At 69.3% G+C, this 20,107-nt stretch carries 20 protein-coding genes; 8 read left to right on the top strand and 12 right to left on the bottom strand.

The genetic code is table 11. The features are described 5' to 3' along the window. Positions 1-111: 111 nt before the first annotated feature. From BpN12_RS17295 to BpN12_RS17280, 4 genes are all read right to left on the bottom strand, one after another. A complete protein-coding gene (locus tag BpN12_RS17295) occupies positions 112-636 on the bottom strand; it encodes an ExbD/TolR family protein (RefSeq protein ID WP_246796717.1) in 525 nt (174 codons plus the stop codon). Positions 637-646: 10 nt separating this feature from the next. Then, positions 647-1,336, bottom strand: coding sequence for a MotA/TolQ/ExbB proton channel family protein (locus BpN12_RS17290; RefSeq protein WP_246796716.1), 690 nt, complete (start codon positions 1,334-1,336; stop codon positions 647-649). 30 nt (positions 1,337-1,366) lie between these two features. Beyond that, positions 1,367-2,164, bottom strand: coding sequence for a 4-hydroxy-tetrahydrodipicolinate reductase (gene dapB, locus BpN12_RS17285; RefSeq protein ID WP_246796715.1), 798 nt, complete (start codon positions 2,162-2,164; stop codon positions 1,367-1,369). A gap of 89 nt (positions 2,165-2,253) precedes the next feature. Beyond that, a complete protein-coding gene (locus tag BpN12_RS17280; RefSeq protein WP_246796714.1) occupies positions 2,254-3,165 on the bottom strand; it encodes an outer membrane protein assembly factor BamE in 912 nt (303 codons plus the stop codon). Positions 3,166-3,318: 153 nt separating this feature from the next. On the opposite strand from BpN12_RS17280, the gene fur reads away from it, so the two are divergent. Continuing rightward, the gene (gene fur / locus BpN12_RS17275) at positions 3,319-3,747 is read left to right on the top strand and encodes a ferric iron uptake transcriptional regulator (RefSeq protein ID WP_013696628.1); all 429 of its coding nucleotides are present in this window, start codon (positions 3,319-3,321) and stop codon (positions 3,745-3,747) included. A 205-nt stretch (positions 3,748-3,952) separates the two neighbouring features. Here the strand turns inward: fur and BpN12_RS17270 are convergent, their stop codons facing one another. The 3 genes from BpN12_RS17270 to BpN12_RS17260 form a co-directional block, all read right to left on the bottom strand. Continuing rightward, positions 3,953-4,501 carry an ureidoglycolate lyase gene (locus BpN12_RS17270; RefSeq protein WP_246796713.1) on the bottom strand — a complete coding sequence of 183 codons (549 nt, stop codon included), beginning with the start codon at positions 4,499-4,501 and terminating at the stop codon, positions 3,953-3,955. Positions 4,502-4,517: 16 nt separating this feature from the next. Continuing rightward, positions 4,518-5,528 (bottom strand): allantoicase, encoded by a 1,011-nt coding sequence (alc, locus tag BpN12_RS17265; RefSeq protein ID WP_246796712.1) that lies wholly within the window; start codon positions 5,526-5,528, stop codon positions 4,518-4,520. Between the two features lie 126 nt (positions 5,529-5,654). Next, positions 5,655-6,977 carry a C4-dicarboxylate transporter DctA gene (locus BpN12_RS17260; protein ID WP_246796711.1) on the bottom strand — a complete coding sequence of 441 codons (1,323 nt, stop codon included), beginning with the start codon at positions 6,975-6,977 and terminating at the stop codon, positions 5,655-5,657. A gap of 218 nt (positions 6,978-7,195) precedes the next feature. Between BpN12_RS17260 and BpN12_RS17255 the strand changes: the two genes are divergently transcribed. Then, a complete protein-coding gene (locus tag BpN12_RS17255) occupies positions 7,196-7,888 on the top strand; it encodes a FadR/GntR family transcriptional regulator (protein WP_246796709.1) in 693 nt (230 codons plus the stop codon). A gap of 162 nt (positions 7,889-8,050) precedes the next feature. Here BpN12_RS17255 and gap read toward each other — a convergent pair whose 3' ends face one another. Both gap and tkt read right to left on the bottom strand, forming a co-directional pair. Further along, positions 8,051-9,061: a type I glyceraldehyde-3-phosphate dehydrogenase gene (gene gap / locus BpN12_RS17250; protein ID WP_042623838.1), complete on the bottom strand. Its 1,011-nt coding sequence runs from the start codon at positions 9,059-9,061 to the stop codon at positions 8,051-8,053. 92 nt (positions 9,062-9,153) lie between these two features. Further along, positions 9,154-11,175, bottom strand: a complete 2,022-nt coding sequence (gene tkt / locus BpN12_RS17245; RefSeq protein WP_246796708.1) for a transketolase — start codon at positions 11,173-11,175, stop codon at positions 9,154-9,156. A gap of 463 nt (positions 11,176-11,638) precedes the next feature. On the opposite strand from tkt, the gene speE reads away from it, so the two are divergent. From speE to BpN12_RS17230, 3 genes are read left to right on the top strand one after another with little or no spacing between them, the layout of a single operon-like run. Further along, positions 11,639-12,496 carry a polyamine aminopropyltransferase gene (gene speE, locus BpN12_RS17240; RefSeq protein WP_246796707.1) on the top strand — a complete coding sequence of 286 codons (858 nt, stop codon included), beginning with the start codon at positions 11,639-11,641 and terminating at the stop codon, positions 12,494-12,496. 47 nt (positions 12,497-12,543) lie between these two features. Further along, complete coding sequence (locus BpN12_RS17235; RefSeq protein ID WP_246796706.1) at positions 12,544-12,960, top strand: VOC family protein; 417 nt, start codon at positions 12,544-12,546, stop codon at positions 12,958-12,960. Beyond that, positions 12,957-13,718, top strand: a complete 762-nt coding sequence (locus BpN12_RS17230; RefSeq protein WP_246796705.1) for a 16S rRNA (uracil(1498)-N(3))-methyltransferase — start codon at positions 12,957-12,959, stop codon at positions 13,716-13,718. Before BpN12_RS17235 ends, BpN12_RS17230 begins: the two co-directional genes overlap by 4 nt. A 171-nt stretch (positions 13,719-13,889) precedes the next feature. Here the strand turns inward: BpN12_RS17230 and BpN12_RS17225 are convergent, their stop codons facing one another. The 3 genes from BpN12_RS17225 to BpN12_RS17215 all read right to left on the bottom strand — a co-directional run bounded on the left by BpN12_RS17225 (position 13,890) and on the right by BpN12_RS17215 (position 17,651). Beyond that, positions 13,890-14,456, bottom strand: coding sequence for a barstar family protein (locus tag BpN12_RS17225; protein ID WP_246796704.1), 567 nt, complete (start codon positions 14,454-14,456; stop codon positions 13,890-13,892). A 16-nt stretch (positions 14,457-14,472) separates the two neighbouring features. Next, positions 14,473-14,895 carry a guanyl-specific ribonuclease gene (locus BpN12_RS17220; protein ID WP_246796703.1) on the bottom strand — a complete coding sequence of 141 codons (423 nt, stop codon included), beginning with the start codon at positions 14,893-14,895 and terminating at the stop codon, positions 14,473-14,475. A gap of 455 nt (positions 14,896-15,350) precedes the next feature. Further along, positions 15,351-17,651: an NADP-dependent malic enzyme gene (locus BpN12_RS17215; RefSeq protein WP_246796702.1), complete on the bottom strand. Its 2,301-nt coding sequence runs from the start codon at positions 17,649-17,651 to the stop codon at positions 15,351-15,353. Positions 17,652-17,816: 165 nt separating this feature from the next. Between BpN12_RS17215 and thiL the strand changes: the two genes are divergently transcribed. The 3 genes from thiL to BpN12_RS17200 are packed head-to-tail and all read left to right on the top strand — an operon-like array spanning position 17,817 to position 19,966. Further along, entirely contained in the window at positions 17,817-18,821 is a 1,005-nt protein-coding gene (gene thiL, locus BpN12_RS17210) for a thiamine-phosphate kinase (RefSeq protein WP_246796701.1), read from the top strand. Then, positions 18,808-19,455, top strand: a complete 648-nt coding sequence (locus BpN12_RS17205) for a phosphatidylglycerophosphatase A family protein (RefSeq protein ID WP_246796700.1) — start codon at positions 18,808-18,810, stop codon at positions 19,453-19,455. The genes thiL and BpN12_RS17205 overlap by 14 nt, the downstream gene beginning before the upstream one ends. A gap of 10 nt (positions 19,456-19,465) precedes the next feature. Next, entirely contained in the window at positions 19,466-19,966 is a 501-nt protein-coding gene (locus BpN12_RS17200) for a CinA family protein (RefSeq protein ID WP_246796699.1), read from the top strand. Positions 19,967-20,107: the final 141 nt, after the last annotated feature.

The following is a 20,107-nucleotide window of genomic DNA, read 5'->3' as shown; positions in this document are numbered from 1 at the left end:
GCGGGATATGGCTTCACCGACGGGCTCGCCGGCCGTGACGCGTGAACCGGGCGCCGTGAAGTCGAAGTCGAAGCCGGCGGCCGGCGTGTCGGCCGCCGCCGGCTCATTGGCTCACCGGCCCGGCGCGATCGGCGCGGGCGCCGTGGAACCGGAAGGCGCCGCCTGTGCCAGCCCCGGCGGCGCGACGCCGGCACCCGGCGCGGGCGACGGTGCCGCCGCGCCCGCGTCCGGCTCGGTCACGAAACCGATCCGCGTCAGCCCGGCCGCCTGCGCGGCGCTCATCACGCGCGCAATCGTGTCGTAGCGGGCCGAGGCAGCCGCGCGCAGATGCAGCTCGGGCGCACCGCCGCGCGCGGCCGCGGCGCGAAACCGGTCGGCCAGCGCCGCCTCGCTGACGGGCGCGGCGTCCCAGAACAGCCGGCCGGCGGCGTCGATCGACAGCGTGATCGTGTCGGGCAGCTCGCGCGCGGGCGCCGCGGCGGCCTTCGGCAGGTCGAGCCGGATCGCGTGCGTGAGCAGCGGCGCGGTGATGATGAAGATCACCAGCAGCACCAGCATCACGTCGATCAGCGGCGTCATGTTGATCTCGGCCATCGGCGCGGCCGGTTCGCGAGGATCGAGTCCGCCGAATGCCATCGCGCGCGCCTCAGGTCCGCTCGTCGCGCCCGGGCGCGCCGCCGGCGAACGCGTGCAGGTCGCGCGCGAAGCCGTCGAGATCCTCGACGAGCTGCCGCACGAGACGGCCGAGCATGTTGAAGGCGAGCACCGCCGGAATCGCGACCACCAGCCCGAACGCGGTCATGATCAGCGCCTCGCCGACCGGGCCGGCCACGCTGCCGATCTGCGCCTGGCCGCTCGCGGCGATGCTGCCGAGCGCGTGGTAGATGCCCCAGACCGTGCCGAGCAGGCCGACGAACGGCGCCGTGCTGGCGATCGAGGCCAGCAGCACGAGGCCGAATTCGAGCCGCCGCTGCGAGCCGCGCATGGCCTCGCGCACCGCCCGCAGCACGCGTTCGTCGCGTTCGACGCGCGCGCCCAGCATCGCGATGCCGGCCGCGGCCTCCCGCACCGCCGCGTCGGCGGCGGCCGCGAGCGGCACGAACACGCGCTCGCGGTCGGCGGCGCGCAGCGCGGCGAGCCCCTCGTCGAACGAGCCGGCCCGCCAGAACGCGGCGATCGCGCCGGCGCCGGCCCGCTTCGCGCGCACCAGCGTCCAGGCCTTCAGCAGCAGGAAGCACCAGCTCGCCACCGACATCGCGAGCAGCAGGTACGCGACGGCATGCGTGACGGCATCGCCGCTCGCGAGATAGTGGATCACGCCGGTATCGGTCGCCATGCGCGTGTCGGGATCGATCGGCCGGCCTGCTCAGCGCAGGCCGAGCACGTCCTGCATGTCGAACCAGCCCGCCGGCTTGTCGGCGAGGAAGCGCACCGCGCGCATCGAGCCCTGCGCGTAGGACACGCGGCTCGACGACTTGTGGGTGATCTCGATGCGCTCGCCGATGCCGGCGAACAGCACGGTGTGATCGCCGACGATGTCGCCGCCGCGGATCGCCGTGAAGCCGATCGTCGACGGATCGCGCGGCCCCGTCTCGCCATGGCGGTCGTAGACGGCGCAGTCCGCGAGATTGCGACCGATCGACGCCGCCACGGTCTCGCCCATCATCAGCGCGGTGCCGGACGGCGCATCGACCTTGTGGCGATGGTGCGCCTCGATGATCTCGATGTCGTAGCCCTGCGCGAACTGCTTCGCCGCGAATTCGAGCAGCTTGAGCGTGACGTTCACGCCTACGCTCATGTTCGCCGAGAACACGATGCCGATCCGCGCCGCCGCCTCGCGCAGCTGCGCCTTCTGCGACTCGGAGAAACCGGTGGTGCCGATCACGAGCTTCACGCCGTGGCGCTGCGCGGCGTCGAGATAGCCGAGCGTGGTGTCGGGGCGCGTGAAATCGATCAGGTAGTCGGCGTCGGCGAACACGCGCTCGACGTCATCGGTGACGATGACGCCGGCGGGCTTGCCGAGGAATGCGCCGGCGTCCTGGCCGAGGTGCGCGGAACCCGGGCGGCCGAGTGCGCCGACGAGCGTCGCGTCGGGATCGTTGAGTACCGCTTCGATCAGCATCCGGCCCATACGGCCCGATGCTCCGGCAATGGCAATCTTCATGGTCGTGTTCGCGTCGGTGAACAAAGAGGAGACGGGATTCGGAAAACGAACCGGGCGGCCGAAGCCGCCCGTTGGATGCTGCCCGCGCGTCAGTTCGAGTTCGGCGGCGCCGAGATGTCGGCGGGCGGCGCGGTGAGCGGCTGGTTCGGCAGCACGTCGGAGCCCTGCGGGCCGACCGGCGGCGTCGCGTCGCTCGGCGCCGGCGGCTGCGGCGGACGCTGGAACTGGAACTGCGGCTGGATCGCCGGGCTCGCGCCGGGCGGCAAGCCGCCCGGAGTCGGGGCGGACGGCGCGGTCTGCGCCGACGGCTTGAAGCGGCGCTGCGTGCCCTGGCCCGAGACCTGCGCGGTCGCGCGGTTCGCCGCGCGCGCGGCCTCGGCGTTCGCGTCGGTCTGGCCGACCGCGCTCGCCGACGACGGCGCCACCGCGCCCGACGCCCCGGGCGCCGGGCTGGCCGCCATGTCGGGCGAGAGGCTCGGGGCCGGCGCGGCAGCTGCCGCGGCCGAAGCCGACGAGGCAGCCGACGCCGCGGAAGCGGCCGAAGCCGCCGCGGCCTTCTCGGCGGCCGCCCTCGCGGCGGCGGCCTTGGCGGCACGCTTGCCGCGACGGTCGCCGTCGATGTCGGCGAGCAGGTCGAGTTCGGACGGCAGGTTGTCGGCGCCGCTCCAGCTCGCGAGGCGGTCGTTCTGGAAATTCAGCACGAGGTCGCGCTGCTGGACCACCGAGGTCGAGCCGCGCTTGAAATAGAACAGATAGTCCCAGCGATCCGCGTGGAACAGATCGGTGAGCAGCGGCGTGCCGAGCAGTGCGCGAACCTGGTCGCGCGTCATGCCGGCCTGCAGCTGTGAAGCTTTTTCCTGGGAAACGAAATTGCCCTGGACGACCGTGATGCGGTACGGCGTAATACTCTGCGCGATTCGTTGCGTGACGCTGTCATATGACGAACAGCCTGCCAGCGTGACGACGGCGACAGCGACGGCAGCAGTGATGGCACTCCGCATGCGGGTCCTCTGAAGTTGCGAACGGATACAGGAAACTTGTCCTTCATCGGGTCGAACCGTCGGGCAGGCCGCGCGACTCGGCTCACAGATGACTGACAGGGCGAAAAGCCGGTACTATTGGAGCCCTGCATTGTACTCTAGGGACGCCTAGCCATGACCAATCCGACCGAGCTGAAGAATATCGGGCTCAAGGCCACCCTACCGCGCCTCAAGATTCTGGAAATCTTCCAGCAAAGCGAAGTCCGGCACCTGACGGCCGAAGACGTCTATCGCAACCTGCTGCACGAACAGCTCGACATCGGGCTGGCCACGGTCTATCGCGTGCTGACGCAGTTCGAGCAGGCCGGCCTGCTCACGCGCAGCAACTTCGAATCGGGCAAGGCGGTGTTCGAGCTCAACGAAGGCTCGCACCACGATCACCTGGTCTGCCTCGACTGCGGCCGCGTCGAGGAATTCTTCGACGCCGAGATCGAGAACCGCCAGCAGGCGATCGCGAAGACGCGCGGCTTCAAGCTGCAGGAGCATTCGCTCGCGATGTACGGCTCGTGTACCACCGAGAACTGCCCGCACCGCAAGCACTGACGGCTTTCCGCGAGGCCGGCCCGCCATGGCCGGCCGCGCAGCGATTCGGCCCGGCGGGCGCAAGCCCGGCCGGGCCGAATCGTTTTCGGGCGTGCCGCCCCCCGGTGCCACGCCGGACCTCGCGCCGATCTTTCGTTTTCCTGACGGATCGGCCGCGCGCCGAAAGCCTCCCACGCACAATCCTCACACGATTGCCGCCGCGCGCTCAGGCCGCCGCGATGCCGGCCGGCGCCAGCAGCAGGCGCGGCGCGTCGAGTTCGATCTCGTCGCAATTCGGCTCGCCGTTGCCGCCGCGATCGATCACGACGAAATCGCTGACGCGATCGAGCGCGAGCAGCGGATGGTGCCAGACGCCCTTCGCGTAATTGACGCCCTGCCAGCCCTCGGCCAGAAACGCGCGCAGCCGCCGCGCCTCGAACTCGCCCGCCGGCGCGACCACGATCGCGTAGCGCCCGCTTACCGAGAGCGGCAGGAACGCCTGGCTGCCGAGCGGATGGCGCTCCATCATCGCGATCTCGATCGGCCAGTCGCGCGGCTGGCCGCGAAACAAATTGACGAGCGGGTGGCCGCCCGCCGTATCGACGTCGATCGCGGCGAGATCGTGAAAGCGCTCGGTGGTGCCCCCGTTGATCGGGAAATGCCGCGCGCCGGCCAGTTCGATCACGTCGCCGAATGGCGCGAACGCGGCATGCGTGAGCGGTTCGAGCGGCAGCGCTTCAAGCGGCGGCGGAGCGGCGTAACGCGAATCGTTCATCGTCATGCTCCGGCCGTCACGCCGGCTCGCCCCACAGCCGCAGCCGCGACACGCCGCCGTCCGGGAAGATGTTGAAGCGCACGTGCGTGACGACGCCGGGCGCCGCGCCGCCGGGCTCGAACACGTGCAGGCTGTCCATCGACAGTGCCTGCTCGCCGAGCAGTTCCGGCCAGAACATCGCCTGCGTGACGAGCGAGCCGTCGGTGCCGCCCGTCACGCGCGCGGCCTGCAGCGAGCAGCGGTCCGGATAGTTGCCCTTGAAGTGGGCCGTGTCGACCTCGATGCGGCGGATGATGCCCGGCCGCGCCAGCGCGACGATCGCCCAGTCGTTGCCGGGCTCGCGGCGCCGCCGCGTCTCCCAGCCGTCGCCCATGTTCAGGCCGCGGCCCGGCATCAGCAGCCGCGAGGCCGCGCCGAAGTGCTCGTTGTTGGCGGCCACCAGATACGCGCCGTTTTCGGTCGCGGCCAGGTCGACGAGTTCGCCCGCCGGCACGGCGGCCCAGTCGCGCTGCGGCTGGCCATACACGCGCAGCCGCGCGAGCCCGCCGTCGGGATAGAGATTCACGCGCAGGTGCGTGACGACGCGCGGCTCCCGCACCTCGACATAGTGATGACGGTTGCCCTGCAGCGTGGTGGCGCCCAGCAGCGGCTGCCAGCCGGCGTCGTCGGGCGGCTGCTCGCCCTCGGCGTGGCAGGCGTCGATCGAGGCGGCCGGCGGGAAGTTGCCGGTGAAGTGGCTGGTGTCGAGATCGACGCCCTGCACGACGCCGGGCCGCGCCAGCTTGACGATGCACCAGTCGTGCCCCGCCGTGCGCTTGCGGCGCGTCTCCCAGCCGTCCATCCATTTGCCGTGGTCGTCGTACTTGCCGGGGATGAACACCGCCGGCTCCGGGTCGAGCATGCGTTCCTTCGGCGCGAAGAACTCGTCGCTGGCGGCCAGCGCGCGGGCACCGAGGCGCGGGTCGGCGAGGTTCGGATAGCGCCGCGTGAACGCGGGGGCGTCGGGATCGAGAATCGGTGCTGCCATGGTCGGGCTCCTGCCGGGAATCGGGAATCGAGATCGGGAATCGAGGTCGGGAATCGAAGGTCGGACGATCCGCACGCGCGGCCTGCCTGCCGTGCGCCGGACCGGCTCAAACCGGTTGCACGCGCATCAAAGCGCGGGGGCGGGTTGGTCAGCGGCCCGCTCGCCGGCCGGGGCATCGTCGGCCGGCACGTAGCGCAGCTCGCGGTTCAGCACGCGGCGCGCGCGGGCCGCGTCGATGTCGTGCTCCCACACCGCCACCACCACCGTCGCGACGCAGTTGCCGATCAGGTTCGTCACCGCACGCGCGATCCCGACGAACCAGTCCACCGGCAGGATCAGCACGAGGCCGAGCACCGGCAGCGCCGGGATCGCCGAGAGCGTCGCTGCCAGGATCACGATCGCCGAACCGGGAATGCCATGCGCGCCCTTCGAGGTGACGAGCGAGACCAGCAGCACCACGATCAGGTCGTGCGCCGACAGCGGCGTGTTGGTGGCCTGCGCGATGAACAGCACGGCGAGCGTCAGGTAGATCGAGAAGCCGTCGAGGTTGAACGAGTAGCCGGTCGGGATCACGAGGCCGACCGTCGAATCCTTCACGCCCATCCATTCGAGCTTGCGCATCACCTGCGGCAGCACCGCGTCCGACGAGGCGGTGCCGAGCACGATCATCAGTTCCTCGCGCAGATAGCGGATCAGCTTGAACACGCTGAAGCCGGCGAGCCGCATCACCGCGCCGAGCACCCCCGCCACGAACAGCGCGCAGGCCAGGTAGAACACCGCCACCAGCAGCCCCATCTGTTCGAGCGAGGCCACGCCGCACTTGCCGGTGGTGAACGCGATCGCGCCGAGCACGCCGAGCGGCGCGAGCCGGATGATGAAACCCATCACGCGAAAGCAGACCTGCGCGAACTCGTCGACGAGGCCGTTGAGCACGCGCGCGCGTTCGCCGAGCATCGACAGCGCCGCGCCGAACGGCACCGCGAACACGAGGATCTGCAGGATGTCGCCCTTCGCGAACGCGTCGAACGCGGTGTCGGGAATGATCTTCAGCAGGTAGCCGGCGGTGTCCTTCAGGCTCTGCGCGTTCTTCGCGTAGTCGGCGAGCGAGGCCGGATCGAGCGCGCGCAGGTCGACGTTCATGCCGGCGCCGGGGCGCGTGAGCACCGCGAGCACGAGGCCGATCGCGAGTGCGAGCGTGGTCATCAGCTCGAAGTAGACCACCGCCCGCAGGCCGACGCGCCCGACCTTGCGCAGGTCGCCGGCGTTCGCGATGCCGCTCACCACCACGCAGAACACGATCGGCCCGATCACCATCTTGATCAGCTTCAGGAAACCGTCGCCGAGCGGCCGCAGCGACTGCGCGGCATGCGGAAACGCCGCGCCGAGCGCGACGCCGATCACGAGCGCGATCATCACGCGCCCGAACAACGAGTTCAGAAACTTCGCCATCCGATCCTCCGTTACCGCGGGTAATCGCCGTTCGCCAGGGGAAATTCACTGTTCCGACTGGTCATACCAGTGAACGTATGGCGGAGTGTAGGAAGCCGATATAGTCGCGTCAACCATGTCAAAAACCGGGATTACCCGATTGACCATGGCGGGCCGGGCGGCGGTGCCGCACGTCATTTTGGGGGATTACAATGCCGGTCTGACCGCCTCTCGCAGCCATGAAGAACGTTCCCCACACCGTCACCGACGCCGCCATCGCGACGATCCAGACCCGGATCGAAACCGGCGCCTATCCCGTCGGCAGCCTGCTGCCGGCCCAACGCCAGCTGTCCGAGGAACTCGAGATCAGCCGCGCGTCGCTGCGCGAGGCGCTCTCGACGCTCGAGGCGCTCGGCATGCTGACGATCCGGCCCGGCAAGGGCGTCTACGTCGAGCGGGCGCAGGCGAGCGCCGATCATCCGTGGCGCTTCGCCGGGCGTTCGTCACCGCCCGACACCTACCAGATGCGCTACGCGCTGGAAGGCTTCACCGCGCGGATGGCCGCGCTCGCCGTCAGCGACGCCGACCTGGCCTGGTTCGAGGAGAACCTCGCCGCGCTGCACGTCGCGCTCGTCGACAACGCGCTCGACGACGCGTCGCAGCTCGATTTCGAGTTCCACATGCGCATCGTCGGGCTGGCCGGCAACGCGGCGATCGAATCGATCCTGCGCGACAGCGCGGACATCATGAAGGAAAGCCAGCGCATGCCGTTCTACCGGCGCGAACTGATGCTCTCGACGTTCCACGAGCACCGCGTGATCCTCGACGCGCTGATCGCGCGCGACTCGGCCGCCGCGGGCCGCGCGATCGAGACGCATATCGAGGGCGCCGCGCAGCGCGCCGGCGTGTTCTTCCCGACGCCGCGCGGCTGAAACCCCCGAAGCTCCGAAGGCAGGGGCGCGCCCATCGTCGGCCCCACCGTTTCCGTAACCGGAAAAGACACGGCCCGCCGCCGCGCACGAGGCGCGACGGCAGGCCGTGAGTTCGCCGGCGGGCGGGTACCGGCTGCTGCCGGCACCGCCCGCGGCGCGCGTTTACTTCGCGTTCGCGAAAGCGACCGCCGTGTCGAGCATCCGGTTCGAGAAGCCCCACTCGTTGTCGTACCAGCTCGACACCTTGACGAGGCGGCCCGACACCTTCGTCAGCGTCGAATCGAACGACGACGAAGCCGGGTTGTGGTTGAAGTCGATCGAGACGAGCGGCTGGTCGTTGTAGGCGAGGATGCCCTTCAGCGAGCCTTCCGACGCTTCCTTCATGATCGCGTTGACTTCCTCGACCGTCGTGTCGCGCTTGGCGATGAACGACAGGTCGACGATCGACACGTTGATGGTCGGCACGCGAATCGCGTAACCATCGAGCTTGCCGTTCAGTTCCGGCAGCACGAGGCCGACGGCCGCTGCCGCGCCCGTCTTGGTCGGGATCTGGCTGTGCGTGGCCGAACGCGCGCGGCGCAGGTCCTCGTGATAGACGTCGGTCAGCACCTGGTCGTTCGTGTAGGCGTGGACCGTCGTCATCAGGCCGGTTTCGAGGCCGATCTTGTCGTGTAGCGGCTTGACCAGCGGCGCGAGGCAGTTGGTCGTACACGAGGCGTTCGAAATCACGGTGTGCTCGGCCTTCAGCACGTCGTGGTTGACGCCGTAGACGATCGTCGCGTCGACGTCCTTGCCGCCCGGCGCCGAGATGATCACCTTCTTCGCGCCGCCCTTCAGGTGCGCGCTGGCCTTTTCCTTGGTGGTGAAGAAGCCCGTGCATTCGAACACGACGTCGACGCCCAGTTCGCCCCACGGCAGTTCGGCCGGATTGCGGTTGGCCAGCACGCGGATGCGGTCGCCGTTGACGATCAGGTAGTCACCGTCCACCGACACTTCGCCCGGGAACTTGCCGTGCGCGGTGTCGTACTGCGTCAGGTGCGCGTTCGTCTTCGCATCGCCGAGGTCGTTGATCGCGACGATCTCGATGTCGTGCTTCTTGCCGTTTTCATAGAAAGCGCGCAGCGTATTGCGGCCGATGCGGCCGTAACCGTTGATTGCAACGCGAATCGTCATGATTATCTCCTGATGGCTGAAAAAAAACGGTTCGTCGGCTTCACGACGGCGCCGGCCCGCCGGTCAGGCGGAGCCCGCGCGCTGGATCACGCTCAGGCGAGCACTTTCTTCGCCGTCTCGACCACGTTCTCGACGGTGAAGCCGAAATACTTGAAGAGTACGCCGGCCGGGGCCGACTCGCCGAACGAATCGATCCCGACCACGCCGCCTTCGAGGCCGACGTACTTGCGCCAGAAGTCGGTCACGCCCGCTTCGATGGCCACGCGGCGCACGCCGGCCGGCAGCACGCGCTCGCGATACTCGGCGTCCTGGCGGTCGAACACGGTGGTGGCCGGCATCGACACGACGCGCGCGGCAATGCCCTGCTGCGCGAGCGGCTCGACGGCCTTCATCGCCAGTTCGATCTCGGAGCCCGTCGCGATCAGGATGATCTTGCGGGCGACGATTTCCTCGTCCCAGTCGCGCAGCACGTAGCCGCCCTTCGCGACGTTCGCCAGCTGCGCATCGCTGCGCGCGTTGAACGCCAGGTTCTGGCGGCTGAAGATCAGGCACGACGGGCGCTGCGCGGCCACGGCCTCGGTCCAGGCCACGGCCGTCTCGACCGTATCGGCCGGACGCCAGACGTCGAGGTGCGGAATCAGCCGCAGGCTCGAGACGTGCTCGATCGACTGGTGCGTCGGGCCGTCTTCGCCGAGGCCGATCGAGTCGTGCGTGAACACGAACAGCGAGGGCGCCTTCATCAGCGCGGCCACGCGCAACGCGTTGCGGCTGTAGTCGGAGAACGTCAGGAAGGTACCGCCGAACGGCTTGTAGCCGCCATGAAGAACCATACCGTTAATCGCGGCGCTCATGCCAAATTCGCGCACGCCGTAGTTGATATGGTTCCCCCACTGGATACCTTTTTCGCCTGCGCGAACCGGCTTCGACGCCTTCCAGTTCGTCAGGTTCGAGCCGGTCAGGTCGGCCGAGCCGCCGACCAGTTCGGGCAGCGCGGCAGCCAGGCCCTCGATGGTCTGCTGCGAAGCCTTGCGGGTGGCGACCGTCTCGCCGCGCTCGTTCGCGCCGGCCACGATCGCGGCGGCCTTCTGCGCCCAGTCGGCCGGCAGCTTGCCCGCCATGCGGCGCACGAATTCGTCGGCTTCGGCCGGAAACTTCGCGCGGTAGGCTTCGAACACCGCGTTCCAGTCGCCTTCGCGCTTCGCGCCGGCAGCCTTGCCGTCCCACGCCGCGTAGACTTCCTGCGGGATCACGAACGGCTCCCAGTTCCAGCCGAGCGCCGCGCGCGTCTTGGCGATTTCCTCGGCGCCGAGCGCCGCGCCGTGGACGTCGTGGCCGCCGGCCTTGGTCGCCGCGCCCTTGCCGATCACCGTCTTGCAGCAGATCAGCGTCGGCTTGTCCGACAGCTTCGCCTTGGCAATCGCCGCGTCGACGGCGTCGACGTCATGGCCGTCCACGCCCGGGATCACGTTCCAGCCGTAGGCTTCGAAGCGCTTCGGGGTGTCGTCGTGGAACCAGTTCACCACGTCGCCGTCGATCGAGATGCCGTTGTCGTCGTACAGCGCGATCAGCTTGTTCAGCTTCAGCGTGCCGGCAAACGAGCAGGCCTCGTGCGAGATGCCTTCCATCAGGCAGCCGTCGCCGAGGAACACGTAGGTGTGGTGATCGACGAGCTTCGCGTCGTCCTTGTTGAACTCGGCCGCGAGCAGCGCTTCGGCCAGCGCCATGCCGACCGCGTTCGCGAGACCCTGGCCGAGCGGGCCGGTGGTGGTCTCGACGCCGGCCGTGATGCCGTATTCCGGATGGCCCGGCGTCTTCGAGTGCAGCTGGCGGAAGTTCTTCAGCTCCTCGATCGGCAGGTCGTAGCCGGTCAGGTGCAGCAGCGAGTACAGCAGCATCGAGCCATGGCCGTTCGACAGCACGAAGCGGTCGCGATCGGCCCAGTGCGGGTTCGCCGGGTTGTGCTTGAGGTGGCGCGACCACAGGGCCACGCCGATCTCGGCCATGCCCATCGGCATGCCGGGGTGGCCGGAGTTGGCTTGCTGGACGGCATCCATCGCGAGGGCGCGAATCGCATTGGCCATCAGGGAAGTGCTGGCGGTAGACGAGGTCGTCATGTCGAGTCCGGAGAACGAGTCGAGAAAACGGGGCACGGCTGGTCCGGAAGCTCGCGGGCCGACCGCTCCCGGCGCGCGATGCGGCGCCATGGGGACGCGAAGCGGACGAGCAATCAGACGGCAGGCAGCAAAGCCGGGCATTTTAACAGATGCCCCGGCGCGCGCCCCGGCGAAAAAGGCCTGGGAAGCGGATCGCGGCGCCCCCCGCGCGCACCGTCTGGCGGTGCGTCGCGCATAGATGCCGCGCCGCCGCATCTTCTCATGCTGCGCCGCATCGCGTCGCAAACGTTATGAAGCGCCATGCGCCCGGCGTGGCGCCGGGCCGGATTTGCTGCACCTGCCGCATCGATCGGGCGGCCCCGGCCTGCACCGCCGGCCCCGCGCGCGCCTTCTATAATTCGAGGCATCCGCGCCCGCCCGCCGCTCCGCCGCCCGACTGCCCGCCACGCCCCTGCCCGCCGCCGTGAACACTACGCTCTGTTTCCAGCCCTGCGCCGACGCGATCTACGGTTTTCCGAACGCCCGCCGCCTCGCCTCGTTCGCCTCGCCTTATCAGCACATCGAAGTCTGGGACACGCCGCAGCTCGGCCGCCTGTTCACGCTCGACGGCCGGCCGATGACCTCGGTCGGCGACGAGGCCGTCTACCACGAGTGCATGACGCATCCGGCCGCGCTCGCGCATCCGCACCCGCGCCGCGCGCTGGTGCTCGGCGGCGGCGACGGCGGTGCCGCGCGCCAGCTGCTGAAGCATCCGTCGATCGAACGGATCGTGATCGCCGAACTCGACGCCGCCGTGGTCGAGATGGCACGGCGCCACCTCGAGGCCGTGCATCGCGGCGCGTTCGACGATCCGCGCGTCGAACTCGTGATCGGCGACGCGGCCCATTACGTCGAGCACGCGCCGATCCACTTCGATCTGGTCGTGTTCGACCTCACGCCGCCCGATTCGCCGGCCGCCGGCCTCTATACGCGCGCGTTCCTCGCCCGGCTCAAGCGGATCCTCACGCCCTGCGCGGCGCTCTCGATGCATCTGGGCGCGCCGGCCTTCCACGCGCCGCGCCTCGCCGCGCTGGTCGACGAACTGCGCGCCTCGTTTGCGGTGGTCGCGCCGCTCGCCGCGCCAGTGCCGCTCTACGGCGGCGAATGGCTGATGGCGGTGGCGAGCGACACGCTCGACGCGGGCGCGCTGTTTGCGCACGACGTCGAGGAACGGCTCGCCGCGCGCGGCGTCGCCGATCTGCGGTTCTACGACGCCGAACTGCACCCGGCGCTGTTCACCCTGCGCCGTGCGCTGCGCGATACACTCGGCCTGCGCCGCTGACGCTGACGCGGCGCCCCCGCCCCCACCATCCCGCAGGAGATCGCCCAATGACCGATCCACGTCCGGCCGACGTGCCTTGGTTGACCCCCTATCTGGCCGTTCGCAACGCGGCCGCCTCGATTGCGTTCTACGGCAGTGCGTTCGGATTCGAAAAACGCGAGTTGATCGACGAAGACGGCGCGATCATGCACGTCGAGATGTCCTATCACGGCCAGCTGATCCTGATGTTCGCGCCCGAGGGCGCGTTCGGCTCCACCGCGCGCACGCCGCGCAGCGCCGACCTGATGGCGCCGCAGTCGTTCTACCTGTACGTCGACGACGTCGACACCGTGCACCGGCGCGCGCTCGACGCCGGCGCGAAGTCGCTCAGCGAGCCGCGCGACCAGTTCTGGGGCGACCGCTTCGCGCAGGTCGAGGATCTCGACGGCTACCGCTGGGCGCTCGCGCGGCGCATCGCACGATGAGCGGCAGCACGTCCGCGGTCCCGCGCTTCTTCGTCGATCTCGCGCTGCGCGCCGACAGCGAGGTGATGCTGCCCGCCGAGGTCGCCCGCCACGCGCAGGTGCTGCGCCTCGAACCCGGCGATCCGCTGACGCTGTTCGACGGCACCGGCGGCCAGTACCGCGCCGAACTCGTCGAGCTCGGCAAGCGCACCGCCGTGGCGCGCACCGTCGGCTTCGACGCGCGCGAGCTGGAGACGCCTTACCGCGTCACGCTCGCCCAGGGCATCGCCGGCGGCGACAAGATGGACTGGCTGATCGAGAAGGCCGTCGAACTCGGCGTCGCCGCGCTCGCACCGCTCTCGACCGCGCGCGGCGTGGTGCGGCTGTCCGGCGAGCGCGCGGACAAGCGCGTCGCGCACTGGCAGGGCGTGGTGCGCGCCGCCTGCGAGCAGTGCGGACGCAATCGCGTGCCGGCGGTCGCGCCGGTCGCGGACCTTGCGGCCTGGCTCGACGCGCTGCCGCCCGCGGCCGACGCGGAACTGCGGCTGATGCTGTCGCCGCGCGCGAGCATCGCATTCGCGGCGCTGCCGGCCGCGGCGCCGGCCGGCCCGGTCACGCTGCTGATCGGTCCGGAGGGCGGACTCTCGCCGGCCGAGGAAGACGCGGCGCGCGGGTATGGCTTCCAGGCGATCGTGCTCGGCGCGCGCGTGCTGCGCACCGAGACGGCCGGCATGGCCATGCTGGCGGCACTGGCCGCGCGCTGGGGCGGGTGGGCATGAAGCAGCGATGAACGCCGGCGCGCGGCCGGGCAGCCAGTCTCGCCGCCGCGCACCACGCCACGTCAAGCCGACGACGCATGTAAAAAGGCCCGCTCTCAAGCGGGCCTTTTGATTGCCGACGGACGGCAGGCGGGCGGGTGACGTGAAGCGGCGCGCGCCTGGCGCCGTGCCTCAGGCGAACGAGTAGAACACGCGGAACGCGATCTTGCGTTCGGCCCAGAACTCGGCGGCCTCGCGGAACACGTCGAGCAGCGTCTCGCGCCCTTCCTTGTCGAACTTCTGCGCGATCGGCAGCGCCTCCAGCACGATCACGAAGCCGGGCTGCTCGCCCGCCTGGTGGATCAGGTCGGTGAGGCTGTCGTACAGCGCGTCGTAGTTCTTCCCGAAGTGCTTCGGGAGCAGGAACGACGTCGCGATCGTTTCGAGCACTTCCTGCTTCGACTGCGCGGCGCCGCAATACGCGAACAGGAAATGCTGGCCGAGCCGGGCAGCTTCCTCCGCGAGGTCGTGGACGCGAAATGCGCGGATCGACTGCACGAGATTGGGTCGCACGGTCGCGAACAGACTCATAGGCTCCTCGGTCGATGAATCCCCGGGGCAGATCGCCGGCGGCTCCGCGGCGTCGCCGGCCTGGGCGAGCGCGCGCAGGCGCATCACGCGCTGGAACAGGTTGCCGTCTCCGGCCGCGAACAGATCCGCCGCAGCCGACATTTCGTGCGCGTAGCTAGTGTCGCTCATGCCGATCATCCCGAAGTCATTCAACAATACGTTTAAAACTGGCGTAGTGGTCGTCGGTGTAATAACAGTTGTCGATCCGTTGCAGCGGGCCGCCGCAGACGATTCGCTTCGCGCCGCGATTGCGCGCGCGCGGCGTCGGCACCGTGTACTCGTGGTAATAGCCGCGCCGCGTCTTCGGCAGAATGCGCTCGAAATTGCCGAACACGACCCCGTCTTTCGGATACGGATAAGGGCCGCCGGCGGCAATCAGGCCCAGCGTCGTCACGGCTTCGCGCGGCAACCGGGAAGTGGGAATCGTGCCGACCGACGCCATGCCGGCGACGGTTTCCCGGGCGTAAGCCGAGGAAATCGGACTGCCCGCCGGCGAGCCGGCGCTACCCAGTGCGACGAGCGCGAAAACGGACGCGAGCGCGCCGTTGCGGAGCCACTTGCGTGCCATGGACCGGGGTTCCCGCTGTTAAATCAACAAGTTGACGACCAGGAAAGGCGTAAGCGTAGCGCTAATGGCGGGCGGAATCAATGTTCGCCGGGGAAATGAAAGCGCCGCTTGCGGCTATTTGACACAAATAGCCCGATTTCGCCGCTTGCGTACGCCCTTTTTATCCTGACAAAGATAAAATCAAGGTGACAGCATCGGATGGCGGGTTCTTTGCCTCCCCGTCATCACCCGGCGGCCCCGGTGGATGCTGTTGTTCGACCCTTGGGAAGGCCTTGCCATACCCGACGGCGTGCCCTGCAACGGGGCACGCCGCTTTTCCCGTTTCTGCGCGTCTTTTCGCGCTTCCGGTCGAAACCGGACCCGGGCAGCGCAGACACCGCGGCGGCGGCCCGAACCGCGTCAAGTCGGGGGCGCGTGAAGGCGGGAGAAGGCGCCGAGCGCGCCGCCGCCCGTGCTTAGCGCGTCGCGTTCACGTCGGCGACCAGCAGCGCCGCCATGTTGACGATCCGGCGCACCGTGGCCGATTCGGTCAGCACATGCACCGGCTGCGCGGCGCCGAGCAGGATCGGCCCGATCGCGATGTTGTTGCCGGCTGCGGTCTTGAGCAGGTTGTAGGCGATATTGGCCGAGTCGATGTTCGGCAGCACCAGCAGGTTCGCCTCGCCCTCGAGCGTCGAGTCCGGCAGGATTTCCTTGCGCAGCAGCGGGTCGAGCGCGACGTCGCCATGCATTTCGCCGTCCACCTCGAGGCCCGGCGCGCGCTCCTTGAGCAGCGCGAGCGTATCGCGCATCTTCTGCGCGGTCGGCGCGTTGCTGGTGCCGAAGTTCGAGTGCGAGAGCAGCGCGACCTTCGGCTCGATGCCGAAGCGGCGCACTTCCTCGGCCGCCATCATCGTGATCTCGGCCAGTTGTTCCGGGGTCGGATCGACGTTGACGTGCGTGTCGACGATGAAGATCTGGCGGCCCGGCAGCACCAGGCCGTTCATCGCGGCGTAGACGCTGCAGCCCTCGCGCTTGCCGATCACCTGGTCGACGAAGTGCAGGTGGCGATGCGTCGTGCTGATGGTGCCGCAGATCATCCCGTCGGCTTCGCCCTTCTTCACCAGCATCGCGCCGATCAGCGTGGTGCGGCGGCGCATTTCGAGCTTGGCGAGCTGCTGGCCCATGCCCTTGCGCACCATCAGCTGGTAGTAGGTCTGCCAGAAATCGCGGTAGCGTTCGTCGTGCTCGGTGTTGACGATCGTGAAATCGACGCCCGGCGTGATGCGCAGGCCGAAGCGCTTGATCCGGTTCTCGATCACGTGCGGACGGCCGATCAGGATCGGCGTGGCGACGTGCTCGTCGACGAGGATCTGCACGGCGCGCAGCACGCGCTCTTCCTCGCCCTCGGCGAACACCACGCGCTTCTTCTCCTGCGGGGCGTTGCGCGCGGCCTGGAACACCGGCTTCATGGTGTTGCCGCTGTGATAGACGAACTGCTGCAGGTGCTGGACGTAGCCGTCCATGTCCTCGATCGGACGCGTCGCCACGCCGCCTTCCATCGCGGCCTTCGCGACGGCCGGCGCGATCTTGACGATCAGGCGCGGGTCGAACGGCTTCGGGATCAGGTATTCCGGCCCGAACGAGAGATCCTCGATCGCGTAGGCGGTGGCGACGATGTCGCTCTGCTCCTGCTGCGCGAGTTCGGCGATCGCGTTGACGGCGGCGATCTCCATCTCACGCGTGATCGTGGTGGCGCCGACGTCGAGCGCGCCGCGGAAGATGAACGGGAAGCAGAGGACGTTGTTGACCTGGTTCGGGTAGTCGGTACGGCCGGTCGCGAGGATCGCGTCGGGGCGCACTTCGTGCGCGACTTCGGGCAGGATTTCCGGCGTCGGATTGGCGAGCGCGAGGATCAGCGGGCGCTCGGCCATGCCCTTGACCATCTCCTGCTTCAGCACGCCGGCGGCCGACAAGCCGAGGAAGATGTCCGCGCCGTCGATCACCTCGGCCAGCGTGCGCGCGTCGGTCTCGCGCGCGAAACGCTCCTTGTCCGGATCCATCAGTTCGGTGCGGCCCTGGTAGACGACGCCGGCCAGGTCCGTGACGAAGATGTTCTCGAGCGGCAGGCCGATGTCGACCAGCAGGTCCAGGCAGGCGAGCGCCGCGGCGCCCGCGCCCGAGGCGACCAGCTTGACCTGCTTGATGTCCTTGTTCACCACCTTGAGGCCGTTGGTGATCGCGGCGGCCACCACGATCGCGGTGCCGTGCTGGTCGTCGTGGAACACCGGGATCTTCATGCGCTTGCGGCATTCGCGTTCGACGATGAAGCAGTCCGGCGCCTTGATGTCCTCGAGGTTGATGCCGCCGAAGGTCGGCTCGAGCGCGGTGATCACGTCCACCAGCTTGTGCGGGTCCGATTCGTTCAGCTCGATGTCGAACACGTCGATGCCGGCGAACTTCTTGAACAGCGCGGCCTTGCCCTCCATCACCGGCTTCGACGCGAGCGGGCCGATGTTGCCGAGGCCGAGCACCGCGGTGCCGTTGGTGACGACGCCCACCAGGTTGCTGCGCGAGGTGAAGCGCGCGGCGTTCAGCGGATTCTCGACGATCTCCTCGCAGGCGAACGCGACGCCCGGCGAGTACGCCAGCGCGAGGTCGCGCTGGTTGATCATCTGCTTGGTCGGCTGGACGGCGATTTTGCCCGGCGTCGGGAATTCGTGGTAATCGAGGGCGGCTGCGCGCAGATCGGCTTTCGGGGAGGGCTTGGTGGACATGAGTCGAAGGGGCGGGATTAGAATACCTGTTCGGCCCACATTGTAGCGCCAATCCTTATTCAAAATTTTACGTTCCGGCCACCACGGCCACGACCGGAATGCACGTAACGGCGGGCCGCCGCCTTACAATGGCCGCCCCTCATCCTGCCGCCGGAAAGGCTCGCCGTGGTCACCTCCCCGCTGTCCGAATTCTCGTTGATCGATCGCTATTTCGCGCGCCGAGCGCGGCGGCCGGAAGCGCGCGCCGCGCTCGGCATCGGCGACGATTGCGCGCTATTGGCGCCGCATCCGGATACGATGCTGGCGATTTCGACGGACATGCTGGTGGAGGGCCGTCACTTCTTCGCCGACGTGGCGCCGCGCGCACTCGGCCACAAGACGCTGGCCGTGAACCTGTCCGACCTCGCCGCGATGGGCGCCCAGCCGCGCGCGTTCACGCTCGCGTTCGCGCTGCCGCGCGCCGACGCCGACTGGCTCGACGCGTTTTCCGACGGTTTGTTTACGATTGCCGATCGCTACGGCTGCGAGCTGGTCGGCGGCGACACCACCAGCGGGCCCCTCAACCTGTGCGTGACCGTGTTCGGCGACGTCGGCCCCGATCGCGCGCTGCGCCGCGACGCGGCGCGCCCCGGCGACGAGGTCTGGGTGTCGGGCACGCTCGGCGACGCACGCGCCGGACTCGGCGTGGCGCGCGGCGAATGGACGGCCGGCGCGGCTGAAGCTGCGGCATTTCGCCGCGCACTCGAATGGCCGGAGCCGCGCGTCGCGCTCGGCCTTGCGCTGGCCGGCATCGCGCACGCGGCGCTGGACATTTCCGACGGCCTCGCGGGCGATCTGCGACACATCCTCGAACGCTCGCGCGTGGGCGCCGACATCGAGGTGGACGCGGTGCCGCGCTCGGCCGCGCTTGCCACGCTCGCGCCCGAGCTGCAGCGCACCTGCACGCTGGCGGGCGGCGACGACTACGAACTCTGCTTCACGGCGCCGGCCGCCGCGCACGCGGCCGTGCTGGCCGCCGGCGTGACGGCCGGCGTGGCGGTCACGCGGATCGGCACGATCCGCGCGCTCGCCGTGCCCGACGAGGCGCCCGGCATCCGCTGGCTCGACGGCGCCGGCGCGCCGCTCGCGCTGACGCTGCGCGGCTTCGATCATTTCCATGCCGGTCAATGACGAGCCGGCGCCGCGCGCCGACGCGCCCCGCCCCGGCACGGCCCTCGTGACGGTGCGCGGCCACGGCGGCACCTCGGGCCGCACCGCGCGCCATGACCCCGCAGGCGATGCCGACGATATCGACGACGTGCAGCCGCTGCCGCGCCGCGCGAGCGCGCCGTTCATGCGCTCGCACCCGCTGCATCTGCTCTCGCTCGGCTTCGGCACCGGCCTCGCGCCGTTCGCGCCCGGCTTCACCGGCTCGCTGTTCGGCTGGCTCAGCTTCGTCGCGTTCGCGCCGCGCCTGCCGGCGGCCGCCACGCTCGCGCTGATCGCGCTCGGCTTCGTGTTCGGCGTGATCGCCACCGGCCGCACGGCGCGCGCGCTCGGCGGCGGCCGGCCGCGCGCGATCGTCTGGGACCACGTGGTGGCGATCTGGCTCGTGATGCTGCTGGTCACGCCGGCCACGTTCTCGCAGCAGCTGGCCGCGTTCGTGCTGTTCCGCCTGTTCGACGGCGGCAAACCGCCGCCGGTGCGCGATCTCGATCGCCGTTTGAAAGGTGGTTTTGGCATCATGGTCGACGATCTCGTCGCCGCGTTCCTGACGCTGCTCGTCATCGCGACGTGGTGCGCCCTGTTTCCCACTCTTCACTGAGTCCGCACGCATGCCGACCGATTCCATCGTCCACCAGCTCGCGATCCGCGCCGGCAACAAGCTGCGCGACCAACACCTGGCGCTCGCGACCGCCGAATCCTGCACGGGCGGCATGATCGCGACCGCGATCACCGACATCTCCGGCAGCAGCGCCTGGTTCGAGCGCGGCTTCGTCACCTACTCGAACCAGGCCAAGACCGAGATGATCGGCGTGCCGCACGAGCTGATCGAGAAGCACGGCGCCGTCAGCGAGCCGGTCGCGCGCGCGATGGTCGAAGGCGCGCTGCGCAACAGCCGCGCGCAGGTCGCGCTGTCGGTGACGGGCATCGCCGGCCCCGGCGGCGGCTCCGAGCACAAGCCGGTCGGCACCGTCTCGTTCGGCTGGAGCAACCGGCTCCACACCGAGGTCGAGACGCTCGTGTTCAAGGGCGACCGCGAGCAGATCCGCGTGCAGGCCGCCGCGCACGCGCTGCGCGGACTGCTGAAGCTGCTCGACGAACGCGAGCGCTGATCCGGCGCGGCGGGCAAGGCTCCGCCGGCCGCAACGCCAACAGAAAGGGCGCCCCGCGGGCGTAATGCCGTTCAGTTAAGCAACTGGACGGCATTTTTGTTTTGGGAAGGAGTGGTTGTAAACGCTGCGCTGAAGTGTTAA

It is taken from the genome of Burkholderia perseverans (assembly GCF_022870505.1).
In the GTDB taxonomy this organism is placed as follows: domain Bacteria; phylum Pseudomonadota; class Gammaproteobacteria; order Burkholderiales; family Burkholderiaceae; genus Burkholderia; species Burkholderia plantarii.
This window is presented reverse-complemented; position numbering and strand designations above follow the sequence as displayed.